Annotated in this window: 15 protein-coding genes; 11 read left to right on the plus strand and 4 right to left on the minus strand. The window is 66.5% G+C overall.

What is annotated here, in order from left to right:
• Positions 1-6 precede the first annotated feature (6 nt).
• The 6 genes from PNI01S_RS07185 to PNI01S_RS07210 all read left to right on the plus strand — a co-directional run bounded on the left by PNI01S_RS07185 (position 7) and on the right by PNI01S_RS07210 (position 6375).
• A complete protein-coding gene (locus PNI01S_RS07185) occupies positions 7-1086 on the plus strand; it encodes an ABC transporter ATP-binding protein (RefSeq protein WP_084357697.1) in 1080 nt (359 codons plus the stop codon).
• 39 nt (positions 1087-1125) lie between these two features.
• Complete coding sequence (locus PNI01S_RS07190; RefSeq protein WP_084357698.1) at positions 1126-2247, plus strand: ABC transporter substrate-binding protein; 1122 nt, start codon at positions 1126-1128, stop codon at positions 2245-2247.
• A gap of 1 nt (position 2248) precedes the next feature.
• On the plus strand, positions 2249-3100 hold the full coding sequence (locus PNI01S_RS07195) for an ABC transporter permease (RefSeq protein ID WP_054909776.1): 852 nt from the start codon (positions 2249-2251) through the stop codon (positions 3098-3100).
• The gene (locus PNI01S_RS07200) at positions 3097-3939 is read left to right on the plus strand and encodes an ABC transporter permease (RefSeq protein ID WP_196913645.1); all 843 of its coding nucleotides are present in this window, start codon (positions 3097-3099) and stop codon (positions 3937-3939) included. The genes PNI01S_RS07195 and PNI01S_RS07200 overlap by 4 nt, the downstream gene beginning before the upstream one ends.
• Before the next feature lie 90 nt (positions 3940-4029).
• Entirely contained in the window at positions 4030-5181 is a 1152-nt protein-coding gene (locus PNI01S_RS07205) for a M24 family metallopeptidase (protein WP_024762764.1), read from the plus strand.
• A gap of 99 nt (positions 5182-5280) precedes the next feature.
• Complete coding sequence (locus PNI01S_RS07210; RefSeq protein ID WP_051445556.1) at positions 5281-6375, plus strand: arginase family protein; 1095 nt, start codon at positions 5281-5283, stop codon at positions 6373-6375.
• A gap of 124 nt (positions 6376-6499) precedes the next feature.
• On the opposite strand, the gene PNI01S_RS07215 is transcribed toward PNI01S_RS07210, so the two are convergent.
• From PNI01S_RS07215 to PNI01S_RS07225, 3 genes are all read right to left on the minus strand, one after another.
• Positions 6500-7306 (minus strand): lytic transglycosylase domain-containing protein, encoded by an 807-nt coding sequence (locus PNI01S_RS07215; RefSeq protein ID WP_084357699.1) that lies wholly within the window; start codon positions 7304-7306, stop codon positions 6500-6502.
• Positions 7307-7685: 379 nt separating this feature from the next.
• The gene (locus tag PNI01S_RS07220) at positions 7686-8045 is read right to left on the minus strand and encodes a cupin domain-containing protein (protein WP_084357700.1); all 360 of its coding nucleotides are present in this window, start codon (positions 8043-8045) and stop codon (positions 7686-7688) included.
• Between the two features lie 11 nt (positions 8046-8056).
• Positions 8057-9442 carry an NAD(P)/FAD-dependent oxidoreductase gene (locus PNI01S_RS07225; RefSeq protein WP_084357701.1) on the minus strand — a complete coding sequence of 462 codons (1386 nt, stop codon included), beginning with the start codon at positions 9440-9442 and terminating at the stop codon, positions 8057-8059.
• A 239-nt stretch (positions 9443-9681) separates the two neighbouring features.
• Between PNI01S_RS07225 and PNI01S_RS07230 the strand changes: the two genes are divergently transcribed.
• The 3 genes from PNI01S_RS07230 to PNI01S_RS07240 all read left to right on the plus strand — a co-directional run bounded on the left by PNI01S_RS07230 (position 9682) and on the right by PNI01S_RS07240 (position 12485).
• The gene (locus PNI01S_RS07230) at positions 9682-10422 is read left to right on the plus strand and encodes a nuclear transport factor 2 family protein (protein WP_084357950.1); all 741 of its coding nucleotides are present in this window, start codon (positions 9682-9684) and stop codon (positions 10420-10422) included.
• A 73-nt stretch (positions 10423-10495) separates the two neighbouring features.
• Positions 10496-10873: a DUF3592 domain-containing protein gene (locus tag PNI01S_RS07235; protein WP_024762768.1), complete on the plus strand. Its 378-nt coding sequence runs from the start codon at positions 10496-10498 to the stop codon at positions 10871-10873.
• A gap of 139 nt (positions 10874-11012) precedes the next feature.
• The gene (locus PNI01S_RS07240) at positions 11013-12485 is read left to right on the plus strand and encodes an aldehyde dehydrogenase family protein (protein ID WP_084357702.1); all 1473 of its coding nucleotides are present in this window, start codon (positions 11013-11015) and stop codon (positions 12483-12485) included.
• A gap of 209 nt (positions 12486-12694) precedes the next feature.
• Here PNI01S_RS07240 and PNI01S_RS07245 read toward each other — a convergent pair whose 3' ends face one another.
• On the minus strand, positions 12695-13609 hold the full coding sequence (locus tag PNI01S_RS07245; protein WP_024762770.1) for a LysR family transcriptional regulator: 915 nt from the start codon (positions 13607-13609) through the stop codon (positions 12695-12697).
• 106 nt (positions 13610-13715) lie between these two features.
• Here PNI01S_RS07245 and PNI01S_RS07250 point away from each other — a divergent pair, with 106 nt between their 5' ends.
• Positions 13716-15452 (plus strand): amidohydrolase, encoded by a 1737-nt coding sequence (locus tag PNI01S_RS07250; protein WP_084357703.1) that lies wholly within the window; start codon positions 13716-13718, stop codon positions 15450-15452.
• 61 nt (positions 15453-15513) lie between these two features.
• Positions 15514-16593 carry a C45 family autoproteolytic acyltransferase/hydrolase gene (locus tag PNI01S_RS07255; RefSeq protein ID WP_084357704.1) on the plus strand — a complete coding sequence of 360 codons (1080 nt, stop codon included), beginning with the start codon at positions 15514-15516 and terminating at the stop codon, positions 16591-16593.
• Positions 16594-16721: the final 128 nt, after the last annotated feature.

Below are 16721 nucleotides of genomic sequence, written 5' to 3' on the forward strand. Positions count from 1 at the left end.
CCCGCCATGCAGCATTTCGTCGACTTGCTCGGCCTGGGCAAGCGCTACGGCAACCTGCAGGTCCTGAGCGACCTCAGCCTGAGCATTCGCCAGGGCGAATTCCTCACGCTGCTCGGCCCTTCGGGCTCGGGCAAGAGCACCACGCTGATGATGCTCGCCGGCTTCGTCGAGCCCAGCGAAGGGCATATCGAGATGGACGGCCGCGATATCACCCAGCTGTCGCCGGACCAGCGCGATTTCGGCGTGGTGTTCCAGGGCTACGCGCTGTTCCCGCACATGAGCGTGGCGCAGAACGTCGCCTACCCGCTGCGCATCCGCAAGGTGCCGGGCGCGGAGATCGAGCGCCGGGTGGCCGAGGTGCTGGAGCGCGTCGGCCTGGCCGGCATGGGCAATCGCGGCATCGCCCAGCTCTCCGGCGGCCAGCAGCAGCGCGTGGCGCTGGCCCGTGCGCTGGTGTTCAAACCCAGGCTCTTGCTGCTCGACGAACCGCTGTCCGCCCTCGACCGTCGCCTGCGCCAGGAAATGCAGGGCGAGCTGGCGCGCATGCACAAGGATTTCGGCACCACCTTCGTCTTCGTCACCCACGACCAGGAAGAAGCCCTGGCGCTGTCCGACCGTATCGCCGTGTTCAACAAGGGCCGCCTGGAGCAGGTCGGCACCCCGCGCGAAGTCTACGAACGCCCGGCCAGCCGTTTCGTCGCCAATTTCCTCGGTGACACCAACCTGCTGGAGGTCGGTGTGGTACGACGCGAAGCCGAGGCCACGCTCTGCGATTTCCGTGGCCAGCACCTGCGCGTGGCCCATTCGGCCCAGGCGAGCCAGGGCGGCAAGAGCTGGCTGGCCGTGCGCCCGGAGCATATCGACCTGCGCCCGCTGCAGGACGCCGGCCGCGACAACTGCCTGTGCGCCACCGTCGGCAATGCCACTTACCAGGGGGCCCACGTCAACCTCGAACTGACCCTGGAGCAGGGCGAGCGCCTCGACCTGCGCCTGCCGGTCGCGCACCCGCTGCTGGCCGATCTGCGCAGCGGCCAGCGCTACTGGTGCAGCTGGTCGCCGCAGCACTGCCACCTGTTGTCCGCCTGACAACCACATAACGAAAACAACGATCGGGGAGCAATCACCATGAAAGAACGCCAAGGCTTCATCGAAGACGCCATCGAAATCGCTGCCCAGAAGGGCGAGCGCGCCGGCATCAGCCGCCGTGATTTCAACCGCAGCCTGCTGCTGCTCGCCGCCGCCAGCGCGCTGCCGTTCGGCACCGGCGGCCGCGCCTTTGCTGCCGGCGGCAACCTGGTGGTGGCCAACTGGGGGGGTGATGCGGTGCCGGCCTTCGAGAAGAGCTTCGGTGGCTTCAACGAGGTGGCAGGGCTGGCGCTGAAGATCGATGGCAGCGGCCCCACCGAGGGTGCGCTGAAGACCCAGGTCAGCAGCGGCGCGGTGCGCTGGGACGTGTGCGACGGCGAGATGTATTCGTCCTATCGCCTGGGCAAGGACAAGTTCCTCGCGCCCATCGATTTCGGCATCGTCGACAAGTCGCTGATCGGCTACGGCGACGTGCATGATTTCGGCCTCGCCAACTACACCTACAGCTACGTGATCGGCTACGACCACGAGCAGTTCGGCAAGAACCCGCCCAAGTCCTGGGCCGACTTCTGGGACGTGAAGAAGTACCCGGGCAAACGCACCCTCTACAAATGGATGAGCGCCAACCTCGAATGCGCGCTGCTGGCCGATGGCGTGCCGCCGGAGCAGCTCTACCCGCTGGATGTGGACCGCGCCCTGCGCAAGATCGAGGAACTGCTGCCGCACATCGCCACCCACTGGTCCACCGGAGCCGAGTCGCAGCAGCTGATCCGCGATGGCGAAGTGAGCATGGCACAGATGTGGCACACCCGCGCCGAGCTGGTGAAGAACGACACCGGCGGCAAGATCGACTGGAGCTTCGACGGCGGCATCGTCTCGCCTTCGGTGTGGATGGTGCCCAAGGGCAACCCGGCCGGCGCCAAGGCGGCCATGGAGTTCATCGCCTACGCGCTGCGGCCGGAAGTGCAGGCCAAGCTCATGGAGGTCTACAACATGGGCGCGGTGAACCTTGCGGCCAACGACCTGCTCAGCGCCCAGCTGCAGGCGATCAACCCCACCGCGCCGGACAACCTGAAGAAGCAGGTGTCGCTGAACAACAAGTGGCATGCCGAACACTACGGCGAAACCCTGGAGCGCTACCTCGCGCTGATCGGTGGCTGAGATGCGACGTTTCGCACCGGGCGTGCTGCCGGTCTACGGCCTGCTGATCCTGCCGCTGCCATTGCTGGTGGTGGTCGGCTACCTGCTGCCGACCCTCGGCGTGCTGGGCTGGAGCTTCAGCCTGCCGGAGTGGGGCACGCAGAACTACGCGGCGATTGCCGACAACGCCAACCTGCAGGCCGTGATCTGGCGCACCCTGCGCATCTGCCTGCTGACCACCGCGATCAGCGTCGCCATCGCCTACCTGATCGCCTACCGCTGGCGGTTCGCGACGCCGCGCGGCCGGCAACTGATCGAGCTGTTCGTGCTGCTGCCGTTCTGGCTGTCGATGCTGATCCGCGCCTTTGCCTGGCTGGTGCTGCTGCGCAACGGTGGGCTGGTCAGCCAGGGGCTGATGGCCACCGGCTGGTTCGACGCGCCGCCGCCGCTGGTGCGCAACGAACTGGGCGCGCTGATCGGCATGGTGCACTTCATGGTGCCCTATGCGGTGCTGCCACTGCTGTCGTCGCTCAAGCAGGTGGACGACAGCCTGCTGCGCGCATCCAGCAGCCTGGGCGCCAGCCACTGGCAGACGCTGAAGGACATCTTCATCCCGCTGACGCTGCCCGGTGTGGTCGCCGCATCGGCCATCGTCTTCGTCTTCAGCCTCGGCTGCTTCGTCACCCCGGCGCTGCTGGGCGGCGGCAAGGCGGCAATGCTCGCGGAGTACATCTACGTGCAGATGTTCCAGCTGTCCAACTGGGGCCTGGGCGCCGCGCTGAGCATCGTGCTGATGCTGCTGGTGGTCGGTTGCGCGCTGCTGTTCGGACAACTCATCGGCTACCGCCGCCTGCTTGGGAGGGCTGAGCTGTGACTCCGCAGGGAACCTATCTCTCCGCCATGCCCAAGGGCGTGAAAAAGCCGCAACTGCCACGCCCGCAGGTCGGCCGCTGGCTGTCCTGGGCCGCCCTGGCGCTGTCCGCGCTGTTCCTGCTGCTGCCGATCCTGGTGATCGTCCCGCTGTCGTTCGGCAACCAGCGCTACCTGGCCTTCCCGGACGGCGGCTGGTCGTTGCGTCACTATGCGACGCTGTTCGACGGCGCCTGGCTGGTGTCGATCCTGCAGAGCCTGGGCCTGGCCCTGGTGGTCGGTGCGCTCTCCACGGCGCTGGCTTTCCTGTTCGCCACCGGCATCTGGCTGCAGCGCCGGCACCGCACGCTGCTGACCGCCATCGTGCTGCTGCCGATGATCGTGCCGCAGGTGGTCTCGGCCATGTCGATCTACTACCTCGATGCGCGCCTGGGCGTGCTCGACAGTCTGCTGGGCGTCGGTTTCGGCCACCTGCTGATGGCGCTGCCGTACTCGGTGATCGCCATGCTGGTGGCCTACGCGCGGCTCGACCAGAGCCTGTACAAGGCCTCGCGCTCCCTCGGTGCCGGGCTCTGGCCGACGCTGTGGAACGTGCTGCTGCCCAACGTGCGCGGCGGTGTGCTCGGCAGCTTCTTCATGGGCTTCGTGATGAGCTGGGAAGAAGTGGTGGTGACCCTGTTCACCAGCGGCCTGAACGTGGTGACGCTGCCCAAGCGCATCTGGGACGGCCTGCGCTACAACCTCGACCCGGCGATTGCCGCCGTGTCCACCCTGATGATCGTCCTCACCCTGGTGGTGATGCTGGTACGCCTGTACCTGGCGCGACAGCAACCACCCAGCTGACTGTTTCAACCCCGCATACGGCCGCTGGATGGCGGCCCCAAACAACAACACCTGTGTCGCTTGCACCTTGTCCCTGAGGAGGGAATCCCCATGCTTACTGCTTTCCCCGCTCGCACCTACCGTCAACGCGTCGAAGCCGTCAAACGCCGCATGGCCGACCGTGGCCTGGATGCCCTGGTGGTCAACTACCCGGACAACATCAACTACCTGAGCGGCTTCGACAGCCTGGGCTTCCTCTGGTACCAGGCGCTGATCATCTCGCCGAAGCTGGCCGAGCCTGTGTTCCTCACCCGCACCAGCGAAGAGCCCTGCACCTGGGAGCTGTCGTGCATCAACGAGGCGATCTTCTATGACATCGCCAAGCAGGACCCGCTGAAGATCGTTGCCGACGTGCTGGCCCAGGCGGGTTTGAGCCAGGCGCGCATCGGCCTGGAGATGACCGCTTCGACCTTCTCTCCGGCACAATACAACGCGCTGCTCGGTTATATGCCAGAAGCCCGTTTCGAAGACGCCGGCCCGCTGGTCGCCGAGAACCGCCTGATCAAGACTGCCGAGGAAATCGAGTACCAGCGCAGCGCCGCACGCATGGCCGACCAGGGCATGCTGGCCGCCTTCGAGGCACTGCGGCCGGGCATCTCCGAGGTGGAAGTAGCGGGCATCGTCGCCAACGCCCTGGGCCGCGCCGGCAGCGAGTACTCGGCGATCAGCCCGATGTGCGCCACCGGCCGTCGCAGCACCATGACCCACGCCATGCCGCACCGCCAGACCATCAGCCATGGCGACGTGGTGATCCTCGAACACGCCGGCGTGTGCAACCGCTATCACGCCATCCTCATGCGCACCGCAGTGATCGGCAAACCCAGCCCGCGCGTGAAGGAAGTCGCGACCCTGCTCACCGAGGCGTTCAACGCCGCCATCGAGATCGCCAAGCCGGGCACCCCGGTGGGCGAGGCCAACCGCGTGTGCAACCAGATCCTCGACCGCATCGACCTCTCGCGTACCCGCGTGCACCGCATCGGCTACAGCCTGGGCCTGGCCTACCCGCCGACCTGGCTGGAAGCGATGATGGTGGACGAGGCCGACGACCACGTGTTCCAGCCGAACATGTCGTTCTCCATCGAGCCCAACCTGTCCTTGTACAACGAAGGCTTCGGTATCAAGCTCGGCGACACCGTGCTGTGCGGCGAGAAGGGCTCGGCGAGCCTTTCCGAGCTGGCGCCGGAACTCACCATCATCGATTGATGGGCGTTCGCCCCCGGTCTGGCCGGGGGCGAACTTGTGTCAGTTGTCTGCGCCTGCGCGCGCAGTGATGGAAACCGAGGGCTTCTGATGAGTCACACGATGGATGTTTTCTGGCACGACGACGTGCTGCGCCACGACACCGCCGCCGGCGTGTTCGAGGCGCCGCCCAGCGACCTGCTGGCCGAACAGCTGCTGCACCCGGAGAGCAATCCCCGGCTGCTCAACATGCGCGCCATCCTCCAGCGCGGGCCGGTGGCCGGCTCGCTGCGTTGGCACGAAGGCCGCCACGCCAGCGAAGAGGATCTGCTGAGCTTCCACGATGCCGACTACCTGAGCGGCATCTTCGAGGCGGACGCCGCCGGCAAGCGCTTCAGCAGCACCACGCTGATGTCCGCCGGCAGTCTCGCCGGGCTGCTGGCCGCTGCCGGCACCAGCCTGGCGGCGCTGGAAAGCGTATTGGCCAGCGGCCATCCGGCCATGGCCCTGGTGCGCCCGCCGGGTCACCACGCCGCGCCGGCCATGGCGGACGGCTACTGCTTCTTCAACCACGCCGGGATTGCCGCGCGCGCCGCACAGGCGGCTGGCCTGGAACGCGTCGCCATCGTCGACTGGGACGTGCACCACGGCAACGGTACGCAGGAAGGCTTCTACGACGATCCCTCGGTGTTCACCGTCTCGCTGCACATGGACCACGGCGCCTGGGGCCCGAGCCACCCGCAGACCGGCGCGGTGGACGAGCGCGGCTTTGGCGCGGGACTGGGCAGCAACCTCAACCTGCCGCTGCCGATGGGCTCTGGCGACCAGCTCTACGAGATGGTCTTCAGCCGCTTTGTCGAGCCGGCGTTGCGCGCGTTCAAGCCCGATCTGCTGATCATCGCCAATGGCCTGGACGCCTCGCAGTTCGATCCCAACGGCCGCCAACTGGTGACCATGCAGGGCTTCAACCGCCTGGCCCGCCGTGCCCGTGCGCTGGCCGACGAGCTGTGCGCCGGGCGGCTGCTGGTGGTGCAGGAGGGCGGCTACAACCCGGCGTATAGCGCTTACTGCCTGCACGCGGCGACCGAAGGCTTCCTCGGCCAGCCGTCCTCGCTGCCCGATCCGCTGGCCTACATGCCGGAACCGGCAGCGCGGGTGGAGGCCGACCTCGCCACGCTGGATGCGCGGCTGGCGGCGGCGGGGTGGAAGTTCGGCTGAAGCCTTGGCGCCCTTCGTAGGGCGCATAACGCGTCAGCGTTATCCGCCGAAAAGCCGGCGGACAACCTGTTCCAGGTTATGCGCCCTACATGCTTGCTCGCGAGCCGCCTCCGTCCCCGGCGCCCTACGGATGGTTGCGATAGCGCTCGGTCAGGGACTGCACGCGGGCGACGTAGGTTTGCGTCTCGGCGTAGGGGGGTATCCCGTTGTACTTGTCGACCGTCATTTCACCCGCGTTGTAACTGGCCAGCGCCAGCCGCTGATTGCCGTTGAAGCGCTTGAGCAGCCACGCCAGGTAGCGCACGCCGCCTCGGATGTTCTGCCGCGCGTCGAACGGATCGCTCACGTTGAAGCGCTCGGCGGTGTCGGGCATCAACTGCATCAGGCCCTGGGCGCCGGCGATGGAAATGGCATTGGGCTGGAATGCCGATTCGGCATGGATGACGGCGCGCACCAGCGCCCTGTCGACACCGTAGCGCACCGATGCGGCCTCGATCTCCCGGCGATAGGAGCGGGTGTCCAGGCGCAGTGTGGCGACGTTGAAATCCTTCGGCGCCATGCACAGATAGCAGCCCTTGATGTAATACACCTCGATCACATCGACTCGCGCTGAAATGCCGACCGGGCGTCGGCTCACATACTGGCGGACGCCCTTGTGAACGAAGGTGTACACGCGAATCCGATCTGCCCCCTGGCTGGTGCCCCGCTCCAGCGTGGATGCGGTCCTTGCCCGGGTGCTGCCAGCGGTGCTCGCCGGGTCTTTCTGGCGAGTGCAGTGCGCGCCGGCGATGGCCTGGCTGCTGAGGCTGACGGTTCCGTCCCGTGCGTGGCACTTGAACAGGGCGTTGGCGTAAAGCGGCGCGACCAGCAATGCCAGTCCGATGCAGCCAGGAAGGCTCCTGCGAGCCCATCGCCAGGTTCTGGAACTCATCACACCGCTCCGCGCCGCGGGCGCCGATCAGGCTGGGGCGCCTGATCCGGGCAAATGGGAAATGCCAATAGGGGCTGCCGTTGCAGGGTTCATCCCCGGCAGCCCGCCGTTTCGGTTCGCTAGTTATAGCCCTTTCAAACGGCAGTGGAACTTTGGGGGACGTACGGCCTGCGGGGAATGTGGGGCAAGGCGTACGTCTGCGCGGAGGAGGCAGGTTCGGGGGCGCAGTAGAGGCAGGTCGGAATCGTCAACGGCGATGCCAGTGTGCAGGCTGTTCGCGAGCAAGCCCGCACCTGCCGGCAAGCTCCGAAGCTGGCCGCACCGGTAGGACCGAGGGAACGTCTGGGCCTTGCTCGCGAACAATAGGCAAACGCTGAAGCTACCCGAGAATGAAATACACCTTGCGCACCGGCGTGAGGTTTTCCCAGGTGCCCTTGAAGCCCGCTGCCACGACGAACGAGTCCCCCGGGCCGAAGGTCTTCGCCACGCCGTCGGCGTCGGTCAGGCGCACGGTGCCTTCGAGGATGTGGCACAGCTCGTCGTAGTCGCACTCGCAGCGCTCCAGGTGCACGCCGGCTTCCCAGATGCCGGCGATGGCGTTCTTTTCGGGGGCGCTGAAGTGCCGCCAGCTGCGGCTCTGGTAGGGCGCATCGACGATGGCCGGGTCGTTGATCTCGCGCTCCTGCGGGGCGAGGGCGGGGTTGGCGAAGTCGATGACGTGGCGGGGCAGGGTGGACATGAAGTTCTCCATCAGGAATCGAAACCGATGCCAAAGGCATCGCAGGTCTTGAGCAGCAGGTCGCGGCGGCCGGTGCGGTCTTCCTTGGCCAGCGAGCGTTGGGCGAGCTTCACGCCGAGGTAGCGCAGCGGCTCGGGCGGGAAGGGGAAGGGCTTCTGCGAGGTCATGCGCAGCTGGGTGCGTTCGGTGCGCTCGCCACCCAGCTGGTCGAGCATGTTCAGCGCGGCGAAACGGCTGGCCGACACGCCCTGGCCGGTGAAGCCCAGCGCATAGGCGACGCGGCCGCCCAGCACGCAGCCGGTGAACAGCGTGGTGCGCGCCGAGGTGTCGATGATGCCGCCCCAGGCATGGCTGAACTCGACCGGGCCGAGCTGCGGGAAAGCCTCGCGGAACTGTCCGGCCAGGCGCTCGAAGCTTTCCGGGCGCTGGGTCAGGGACTCGTCGCGGCGGTTGCCGAAGTGGTAGATGGCGTCGAAGCCTGCCCAGAGGATGCGGTTATCAGCGGTCTTGCGCAGGTAATGGAACTGGTTGCCGGCGTCGGCGATACCGTAGCGGTCGACCCAGCCGATGGCACGCAGCTGCTCGTCAGTGAGCGGCTGGGTGACCAGCGAATAGTCGTACACCGGGATCACGCTGGAATTCAGGTGGCCGAGCAGCGGCGGTGCAATATTGGTCGCCAGGGCGATCTGCCCGGCCTCCAGCTCGCCACGATCGCAGCGCAGCATCAGGCGGTCGCCGCGCTGGTGCAACTCGTGCACGGGGGTGTTCTCGAACAGCTCGACGCCTTGTTTCAGGCAGACGCGACGCAGCTCGGCGGCCATTTTCGCCGGGTTGAGCAGTGCATAGTTGGGCTCGAACACGCCGGCCTGGTAGGCGGGTGAGTCCAGTTTGTCGGCCAGTTGCGCCTTGTCGAGGAACTCCGAGGCGATGCCAAAGCGCTCGTAGTTGCGCTGCATGCTGCGCAGGCCGTCGACCTGCCAGGGTTGGGCGGCAACGCTGAGCTTGCCGCGGCGCTCGAATTCGACGTCCATGCCGAAGCGCTTCAGGTCCGCTTCGAATTCGTCGAGGTTCTGTCGGCCCAGGCGTACCAGGGTTTCGGCTTCTTCCGGCCAACGGCGCAGTGCATTGCCGACACCGTGGGAAATGCTCGGCGCGCAGAAGCCGCCGTTGCGCCCACTGGCTTCGCCGCCGCAGCGCCGCGCCTCCACCACCGCGATGCTTGCACCAGGCCAGCGCAGGCGGGCGTGGAGGGCGGTCCAGAGACCGGTGAAGCCGCCGCCGACCACCACCAGGTCGAAGCGGCGATCCGCTTCCAGCGCCGGTGCGGCGGGAGCGGGGTCGAGGGTGTCGAGCCAGTAGGGTCTGGGAGTGGCGTGCGCAAGTGGGGCGGATGTCATCGGAAAACTCCGGCAGAATGTCGGAAGAAAAAGCGGTCTTCGGGCCGCGTCCGAGTTTTGTAATCGCTCCGGGGGGCCAGGCATACGGTCCGCTGCTCTTTGCGGGCACGCCCGGAGCAGGAAATGCCGGCCGAGACCGGCAGGGGAAAACAATGATCGAAGAACAGGGCTGGAGCTCCACGCTCGACGGCACGACTCACCAGCCCGACCCGGCCAGCGCCGCTACTCACGCGGTGGTCATGCGTTACCACCAGGCCTGGCGCCGGCATGACATCGAGGCGCTGATGGCGCTGTTCGACCCGCAGGTGGAGTACAACGATTTCTTCCAGGGGCGGCGGATCGCGCCGAGCGAACTGCGCGAGTACCTGCAGACCAGCATGCCGGCGGCGGGAGATGAGTCGCAGGTCTACACCGATCGCCTGCGGGTGGACGGTGACACGGCCTTCCTGCAGTACCAGGTGACCCTGCGCGGCACGCAAGGGCTGGTGTCCTTCCGCACCACCGAGGCCTATACCGTGCGCGATGGCCGGATCATCCGGGTCAACGAGCACGCCGCGTTGATCGGTCAGCCGCAGAAAGCGGCCAGTGAGCCGCAACCGCGCATGGCCGACAGCCGGCTGGGGCTCTCAGCGCGGCAGCTGAGCCAGCTCGGCGGCGATATCCAGCAGTATTTCCAGCAGACCCGGCCGTTCCTCAATCCCGACCTGGACATGCCCCAGGTCGCAGCGGCCACCGGCTATACGCGCAACCAGATTTCCTACTTCCTCAACCAGGTGCTGGGCCTGAGCTTCTACCAGTACCTGAACCAGCTGCGCCTGCGCCACCTGCTCGGCCAACTCGACGGCGCCACCAGCGTCACGCGCATCGACGAACTGGCTCGGGCGGCGGGCTTCCGTTCGCTGTCGACCTTCTACCGATGCTTCCGCGAGGAGACGGGGCTGTCGCCCAAGGCCTATCTGGAGCAGAAGGCAGCGCTGTAGTTGAAGGTGCTGCCCCTGGCTATCCTGCTGTAGGCGGCAAGGGGCGGCTTACTTACCCATCAAGGATGATGCTATGAACCTGTTGAAGTGGGCGATCTGCCTGATCATGCTCGCTGCCTTCGCGAAGATGTGCAGCATGGAGTCCGATAGCCGCAATGGTCCCAGGGCCGATGCCGTGGTGGAGAGCACCGAGGTAGTGCGCGAGTTGGGGTCGAAGAACAGTTCTCCGCCAGCGAAATACCACGTCTACGCACACTACGTTTATGAGGTCGGCGGCAGGGAGTATCGTGCCCGCTATCTGGTCGCAATCACGGCACGCGAGTCGCGCGCTAACCAGGAAGCAGCCCAGTTTCCCGCTGGGCGGCCGATTACGATTGGCTACAACCCGAAGAAGCCTGCTTATTCGGTCATCGTCGTGCCGGAGATTCCACGCTTCCACGCGGTTCTTTGAGGTCGGGTGCGGGTCGTTGCGCGCTTCCCGGGCGTCCGCTCCGCGCGTGCCCGCATGCACGGCGTCCGCGTTATCAACCCCGTGTCCATTTCCCTATGCTCGCCCGACAAGCATTCCAACAAGCTCAGGAGACCTTCGCATGCGCGACCAGCTCTATATCGATGGCCAGTGGCAGGCACCCGCACAGGGCGGCCGCTTCGAGGTGTACGAACCGTCCAGCGAAGCAGTGCTGACCGAGGTTGCCGCTGCTACCGGTGAGGATGTGGATCGTGCCGTGAAGTCTGCGCGTCGGGCCTTCGATGAAGGCGAATGGGGCCGGAGCACCGGCAAGGAGCGCGCCGGCTACCTGCGCGCCATCGCCGACAACCTGCGTGGCCGCCGCGAGGACCTGGCCCGCCTGGAAGTGCAGGACAACGGCAAGCCGCTTCCCGAAGCACAGTGGGATATCGACGACGCCATTGGCTGCTTCGACTACTACGCCGAGCTGGCCGAGGGGCTGAACGGCGAGGGCGAAGTGGTGGCGCTGCCCGACGAGCGTTTCGCCTGCCGCGTGCTGCGCGAGCCGGTCGGCGTGGCCGGGCAGATCATCCCGTGGAACTACCCGCTGCTGATGGCTTCGTGGAAGGTCGCGCCGGCGCTGGCCGCAGGCTGCACCGCCGTGCTCAAGCCTTCGGAACTGACTCCGCTGACCGCTCTGGAACTGGCCGCCGCCGCCGATGCCGTGGGCCTGCCCAAGGGCGTGCTCAACGTGGTCACCGGCCTGGGTCGCGGCGCCGGCTCGCCGCTTTCGGCGCATCCGGGCGTGGACAAGCTGGCCTTCACCGGCAGCGTGCCCACCGGGCGCGCGATCATGCAGGCGGCAGCCCAGGACATCAAGAACGTCAGCCTGGAGCTGGGTGGCAAGTCGGCCTTCATCGTTTTCGATGATGCGGATGTCGAAGCGGCCGTGGAGTGGATCCTGTTCGGCATCTTCTGGAACCAGGGCCAGGTGTGCAGCGCCACCTCGCGCCTGCTGGTGCAGGATGGCCTGCATGACCGGCTGATCGAGCGCCTGGTGGAGGAAACCCGTCGCATCACCATCGGCAATGGCCTGGAGCCGGGCGTGCTGCTCGGCCCGCTGGTCAGCGCCGGCCAGCACGCCAAGGTGCTGCAGGCCATCGAAGCCGGCGTGCGCGATGGCGCAAAGCTGGCCACCGGCGGCAAGCGCCCGGCGCATCGGGACAAGGGCTGGTTCGTCGAGCCGACGGTGTTCATCGATTCGCCGCTGGAGAGCGCCCTGTGGCGCGAGGAAATCTTCGGCCCGGTGCTCGCCGTGCGCCGCTTCAAGGATGAAGCCGAGGCGCTGCGCCTGGCCAACGACAGCCAGTTCGGCCTGGCGGCAGCGGTAATGTCCGCCGACCCGGCGCGTTGCCAGCGCGTGAGCCGTGGCCTGCGCGCCGGCATCGTCTGGGTCAACTGCTCGCAACCGACCTTCACCCAGGCGCCCTGGGGCGGCTACAAGCAGAGCGGCATCGGCCGCGAGCTGGGCGTGTGGGGCCTGGACAACTACCTGGAGACCAAGCAGGTCACCGAGTACCTCAGCGACCAGCCTTGGGGCTGGTACATCAAGTAAGCTGAAACTACCGGCTCAACGTCGGGCATTTGCGTATGAGCGGACTTCGTCCGCGATCGATACCCGGCGGCTCTGGGCTGGCCGGTGACACATCGCGGACAAAGTCCGCTCCTGCGTTCGACGGGAGCCGCGCCGGTTTCCTGTAGGAGTGGGCGATGCCCGCGATCACGCTTACGGCGTGCTCCTTCAGGTCAGTGCCATCGTTTCGGCTAAATCAGCCCCTTCCCCTGCAAATGCTCGCGCAGGTAGTCGATGAACACCCGCACCTTGCGCGTGCTCCTTCGGTGCGGCAGGTAAAGCACATGCACCCATGGCCCGAATGCACTCTGGTCGCGCCAGCAATCCGGTAGTTGCTCCACCAGCTCGCCGCGTTCGAGGTAGGGCAACGCGCTCCATTGCGGCAGGAATTGCAGGCCCTGGCCATCCAGCAGGCACGACAGCAGGAAGTCGTAGTTGTCGCTGGCCACGCGCGGTATCGGCTGGCGGATACGGATGCGCTCGCCGTCCCGCTGCACCCACCAGAAATTCCGGTTCAGCAACGGGTGGCGGAAGATCAGCCAGTCGTGCTGCTCGTAGTTCTCCAGGGTCACATCCAGGCCCTTGCGTGCGAGGTATGTCGGGCTCGCGCAGAGCAGCAGGCGGTTTTCCAGGAGTGGCTGGGCGATCACGTCCGGCAGGTCGATGGGGCCGTCGCGCAGGGCGAGGTCGTAGCCGCCTTCCACCAGATCGGCGAACTCGTCGGCCAGGTCGACCTCCAGGCGCACTTGCGGGTGTTCGCGCAGGAAGCGGCAGCACACGGCATTGAAGAAGGCCGGCGCGAAGGAGGGCGGGGCGGCGATGCGCAGGCTGCCGCGCAATTCGGTCTGCAACTGCTCCACTTCCTCCTCGGCTCGCTGCAGTTGCACCAGCGCCTGGCGCGCACCTTCCAGGTAGATGTGCCCGGCCTCGGTCAGCGCCATGCGCCGCGTGGTGCGTTCGAACAGGCGCTGGCCCAGTTCGGCCTCCAGCTGTGCGACGCCCTTGGTGATCGCCGAGGGCGTCTTGCCCAGCTGTTCGGCGGCGCGGCTGAAGCCGCCATGGTCGGCGGTGGCGACGAACATCGTCAGGGCGGTCATCTTGTCCATGAATTGCTTCCTGGCAGGAACAGAAGTTGTGCGGGAAGTCGGTGTTAAAGGCGCCGGGGCTTTTGCTTAACCTTCTTCGCAGACCAACAATAACGAAGGCTTTGCGATGAAACTACTGATTCCGGCGCTGGTATCCGCCGCTTGCGCTTTTTCCTCGATGGAAACGATGGCCGCCGCCGACCTGATCTTCCATGGCGGCAAGGTCTACACCGCCGAACCTGGCCAGGCATTGCAGCAGGCGGTGGCGGTGGAGAACGGCCGCATTCTCGCCGTCGGTTCCGACGCGCAGATCCTCAAGCTCAAGCAACCGGAAACGACCGTCATCGACCTGCATGGCCAGGTGCTGATGCCCGGTTTCATTGACGCTCATACCCACCTGGTCAAGGGCGGCCTGCAGATGCTCCAGGCCAACCTGGACAACCAGGACCTGCCGCTCGCCGAGTTCGAGGGCAAGCTGCGCCAGTGGCGCGAGGATGGCCGCGCGCGACGTGGCCGGTTCCTCTATGTCGGCGGCGTGCCCACGGCGTACTGGGACGAAATCGGTGAGCTGCAGCGGCGCTTCAACCAGGGCGAATGGGCTGATCAGCCGATCCTCCTGGCCGGTGGCGACTACCACACCGGCTGGGCCAACCAGGCGTTGCTGAAACTGGCCGGCATCGACGCCGCCAAGGTCAAGTCGTTGCAGGGTGAGGAGCAGGCCACCATCGGCCACGGTGCCGACGGTACGCCCAATGGTTTCCTGGTGGACGCCGGTCTCTATCCGGTGCAGGCACTGCTGCCGCTGCCGAGCGATGACGAGCTGCTCAAGGCGCTGAAAGGCGCGCAGAGCTATTACCATGAGCTGGGTATCACCGGCTGGATGGAGCCCCTGGCGAACGAGAATCCCGGTGGCGACATCCACAACGACTCTGTTGGCGTGCTGCCGGCCTACAAGCTGCTGGCGGAGCAGGGCGGGCTGACCGCGCATGTCGCTGCGCTGCTGATGGCCGATTCGAAGGCGACCCCGGCTGACCTCGACGAACTGGACAAGGTGCGCCAGCAGTTCATCGATGTCCCCAACCTGACGCTGCCGGGCATCAAGATCTTCGCTGACGGCGTGGCCGAGGTGCCGGCGCAGAGCGCGGCAATGCTCGAGCCCTACAGCAACTCGAAGAAGTACGGCGAACTGCTGATCGACCCCAAGCACTTCGGCGAACTGGTCAGCGCCGCCGACGCCCGCGGCTGGCTGGTGCACATCCACGCCATCGGCGACCGGGCGGTGCGCGAATCGCTCAATGGCATCGAGCAGGCGCGCAAGGATCGCCATAGCGGCATCCCGCACTCGATCACCCACCTGCAGATGGTCAACCCGAAGGATTTCCCGCGCTTCAAGGCGCTCGACGTGATCGCTGCCATGCAGCTCTATTGGGCGGCCGCCGACGAGAATAGCGTCGATCTGGTCAAGCCCTACGTCAGTGCCATGGCTTTCCTGCACATGTACCCGGCACGCTCGCTGCTGAAGCATGGCGCGACCATCTCCGGCGCCAGCGACTGGCCGATCACCACACCCGATCCGTGGAAGGCCATCTACCAGGCGATCCAGCGCGTCGGCCCGAAAGGCGTGCTCAACGCCGCCGAGGACATCGACCGGCAGACCATGTTCCAGGCCTATACCCTCAACGCCGCGCGCACCATCCGCCTGGAGGACCGCATCGGCTCGCTGAAGCCGGGCAAGCAGGCTGACCTGATCCTGCTCGACCGCGATGTGTTCACGGTCAAGCCGGAAGCGCTGCGTGACACCCGGGTGCTCAAGACCTGGTTCGCCGGCCGCGAAGTCTATAGTCGTTCGAGCGACAAACTCTGATCCAGCCAGAGCGCCGCGGCGCTCTGGCTTCTTGAAATAAAGCAATTGCAGGAGCCTTGCCGTGATCCTTCACACCTTCACCACCGACATCCGCGACCCGCTGCAGCGTGGCCGGCAGATCGGCGAAACCTTCTCCGAGCAGATCCGCCAGACCGTGGCGCTGTACCTGGACTTCTTCCCGCGCGTCGGCGTGGAGATCGACAAGGCACGGGCCATCGGCGAGGGCAGCCTGTCCGCGCTGGCCGACTGGTGCCCGGCGCTGGCGAAGGAAGTGGAGGGCCTGGCCCTGGGCGCCGGCCTGCCGCTGTGGCAGCTGGCAGCGCTGAATGCGCGCACCGAAGTGCTGGCGGTGATGCCCGCACAGCCGGTGGAGGGCGAGTGCTCCACTTCCGTCCATGCGCCCGCCGGCGCCATCGCACCGCGCAGCCTGCAGACCTGGGACTGGCACGACAGCCTGGTGCCCCACGGCCTGCTGCTGGGCTTCACCGGCAGCACCGGCCTGACCGCCAAGTTGTTCACCGAGTTCGGCATGCTCGGCAAGATCGGCGTGAACAGCGCGGGCCTGGGCGTGCACTTCAACATCCTGCACCACGAGAGCGACAACGGTAGCGCCGGTGTGCCGGTACACGCCATCGCCCGCCGCGTGCTGGAAGAAGCCACCAGCGTCACCGAGGCCATCGACATGGCGCGCTCGGCGCGGGTCAGTGCGTCCACCGTGCTCAGCGTGTTCACCCGCAACGATGTGCGCGCGCGTGCCGCGAGCATCGAGATGAGCCCGGCGCACACCGCCGTGGTGGTGCCGCGCGAAGATGGCTGGCTATTGCATACCAACCACTTCCTCGACGGCGAACTGAGCTGGGGGGAGCGTACCGCGGATGTCTCCACCACCTACGCGCGCCTGGAGCACCTCAAGGCGGCCACCACCGGCATGACCGGCAAGGCCCTGGGCGAACGTGCCGACGCCTTCTGTGGCGCCGGCGGCGACCAGGCGGTGGTGTGCTTCCATCCGGACATGTCCGAGCCGGACACCGAGCGCTGGGAAACCCTGCTGAGCATCGGCCTGGACACCGCCGGTTGCGCGCTGGAGTACGTGGCTGGTACGCCGAAGAAAATGGCCGATGAGGGCTTCCTGCGGTTCTAGAGGCAAACGGGTGAGGGCAATGTCCGAGCGCTGAAGTTCGCTTCACCGCCGATCGTAAAACGTCACAACGCAACTACTCAATTTCAGAACTTACGCCCCCGTGGCAGCCCACCGGCCGCCGCGCAGGT

Origin of the sequence: Pseudomonas nitroreducens NBRC 12694 (assembly GCF_002091755.1) — a bacterium.
Lineage (GTDB): Bacteria > Pseudomonadota > Gammaproteobacteria > Pseudomonadales > Pseudomonadaceae > Pseudomonas > Pseudomonas nitroreducens.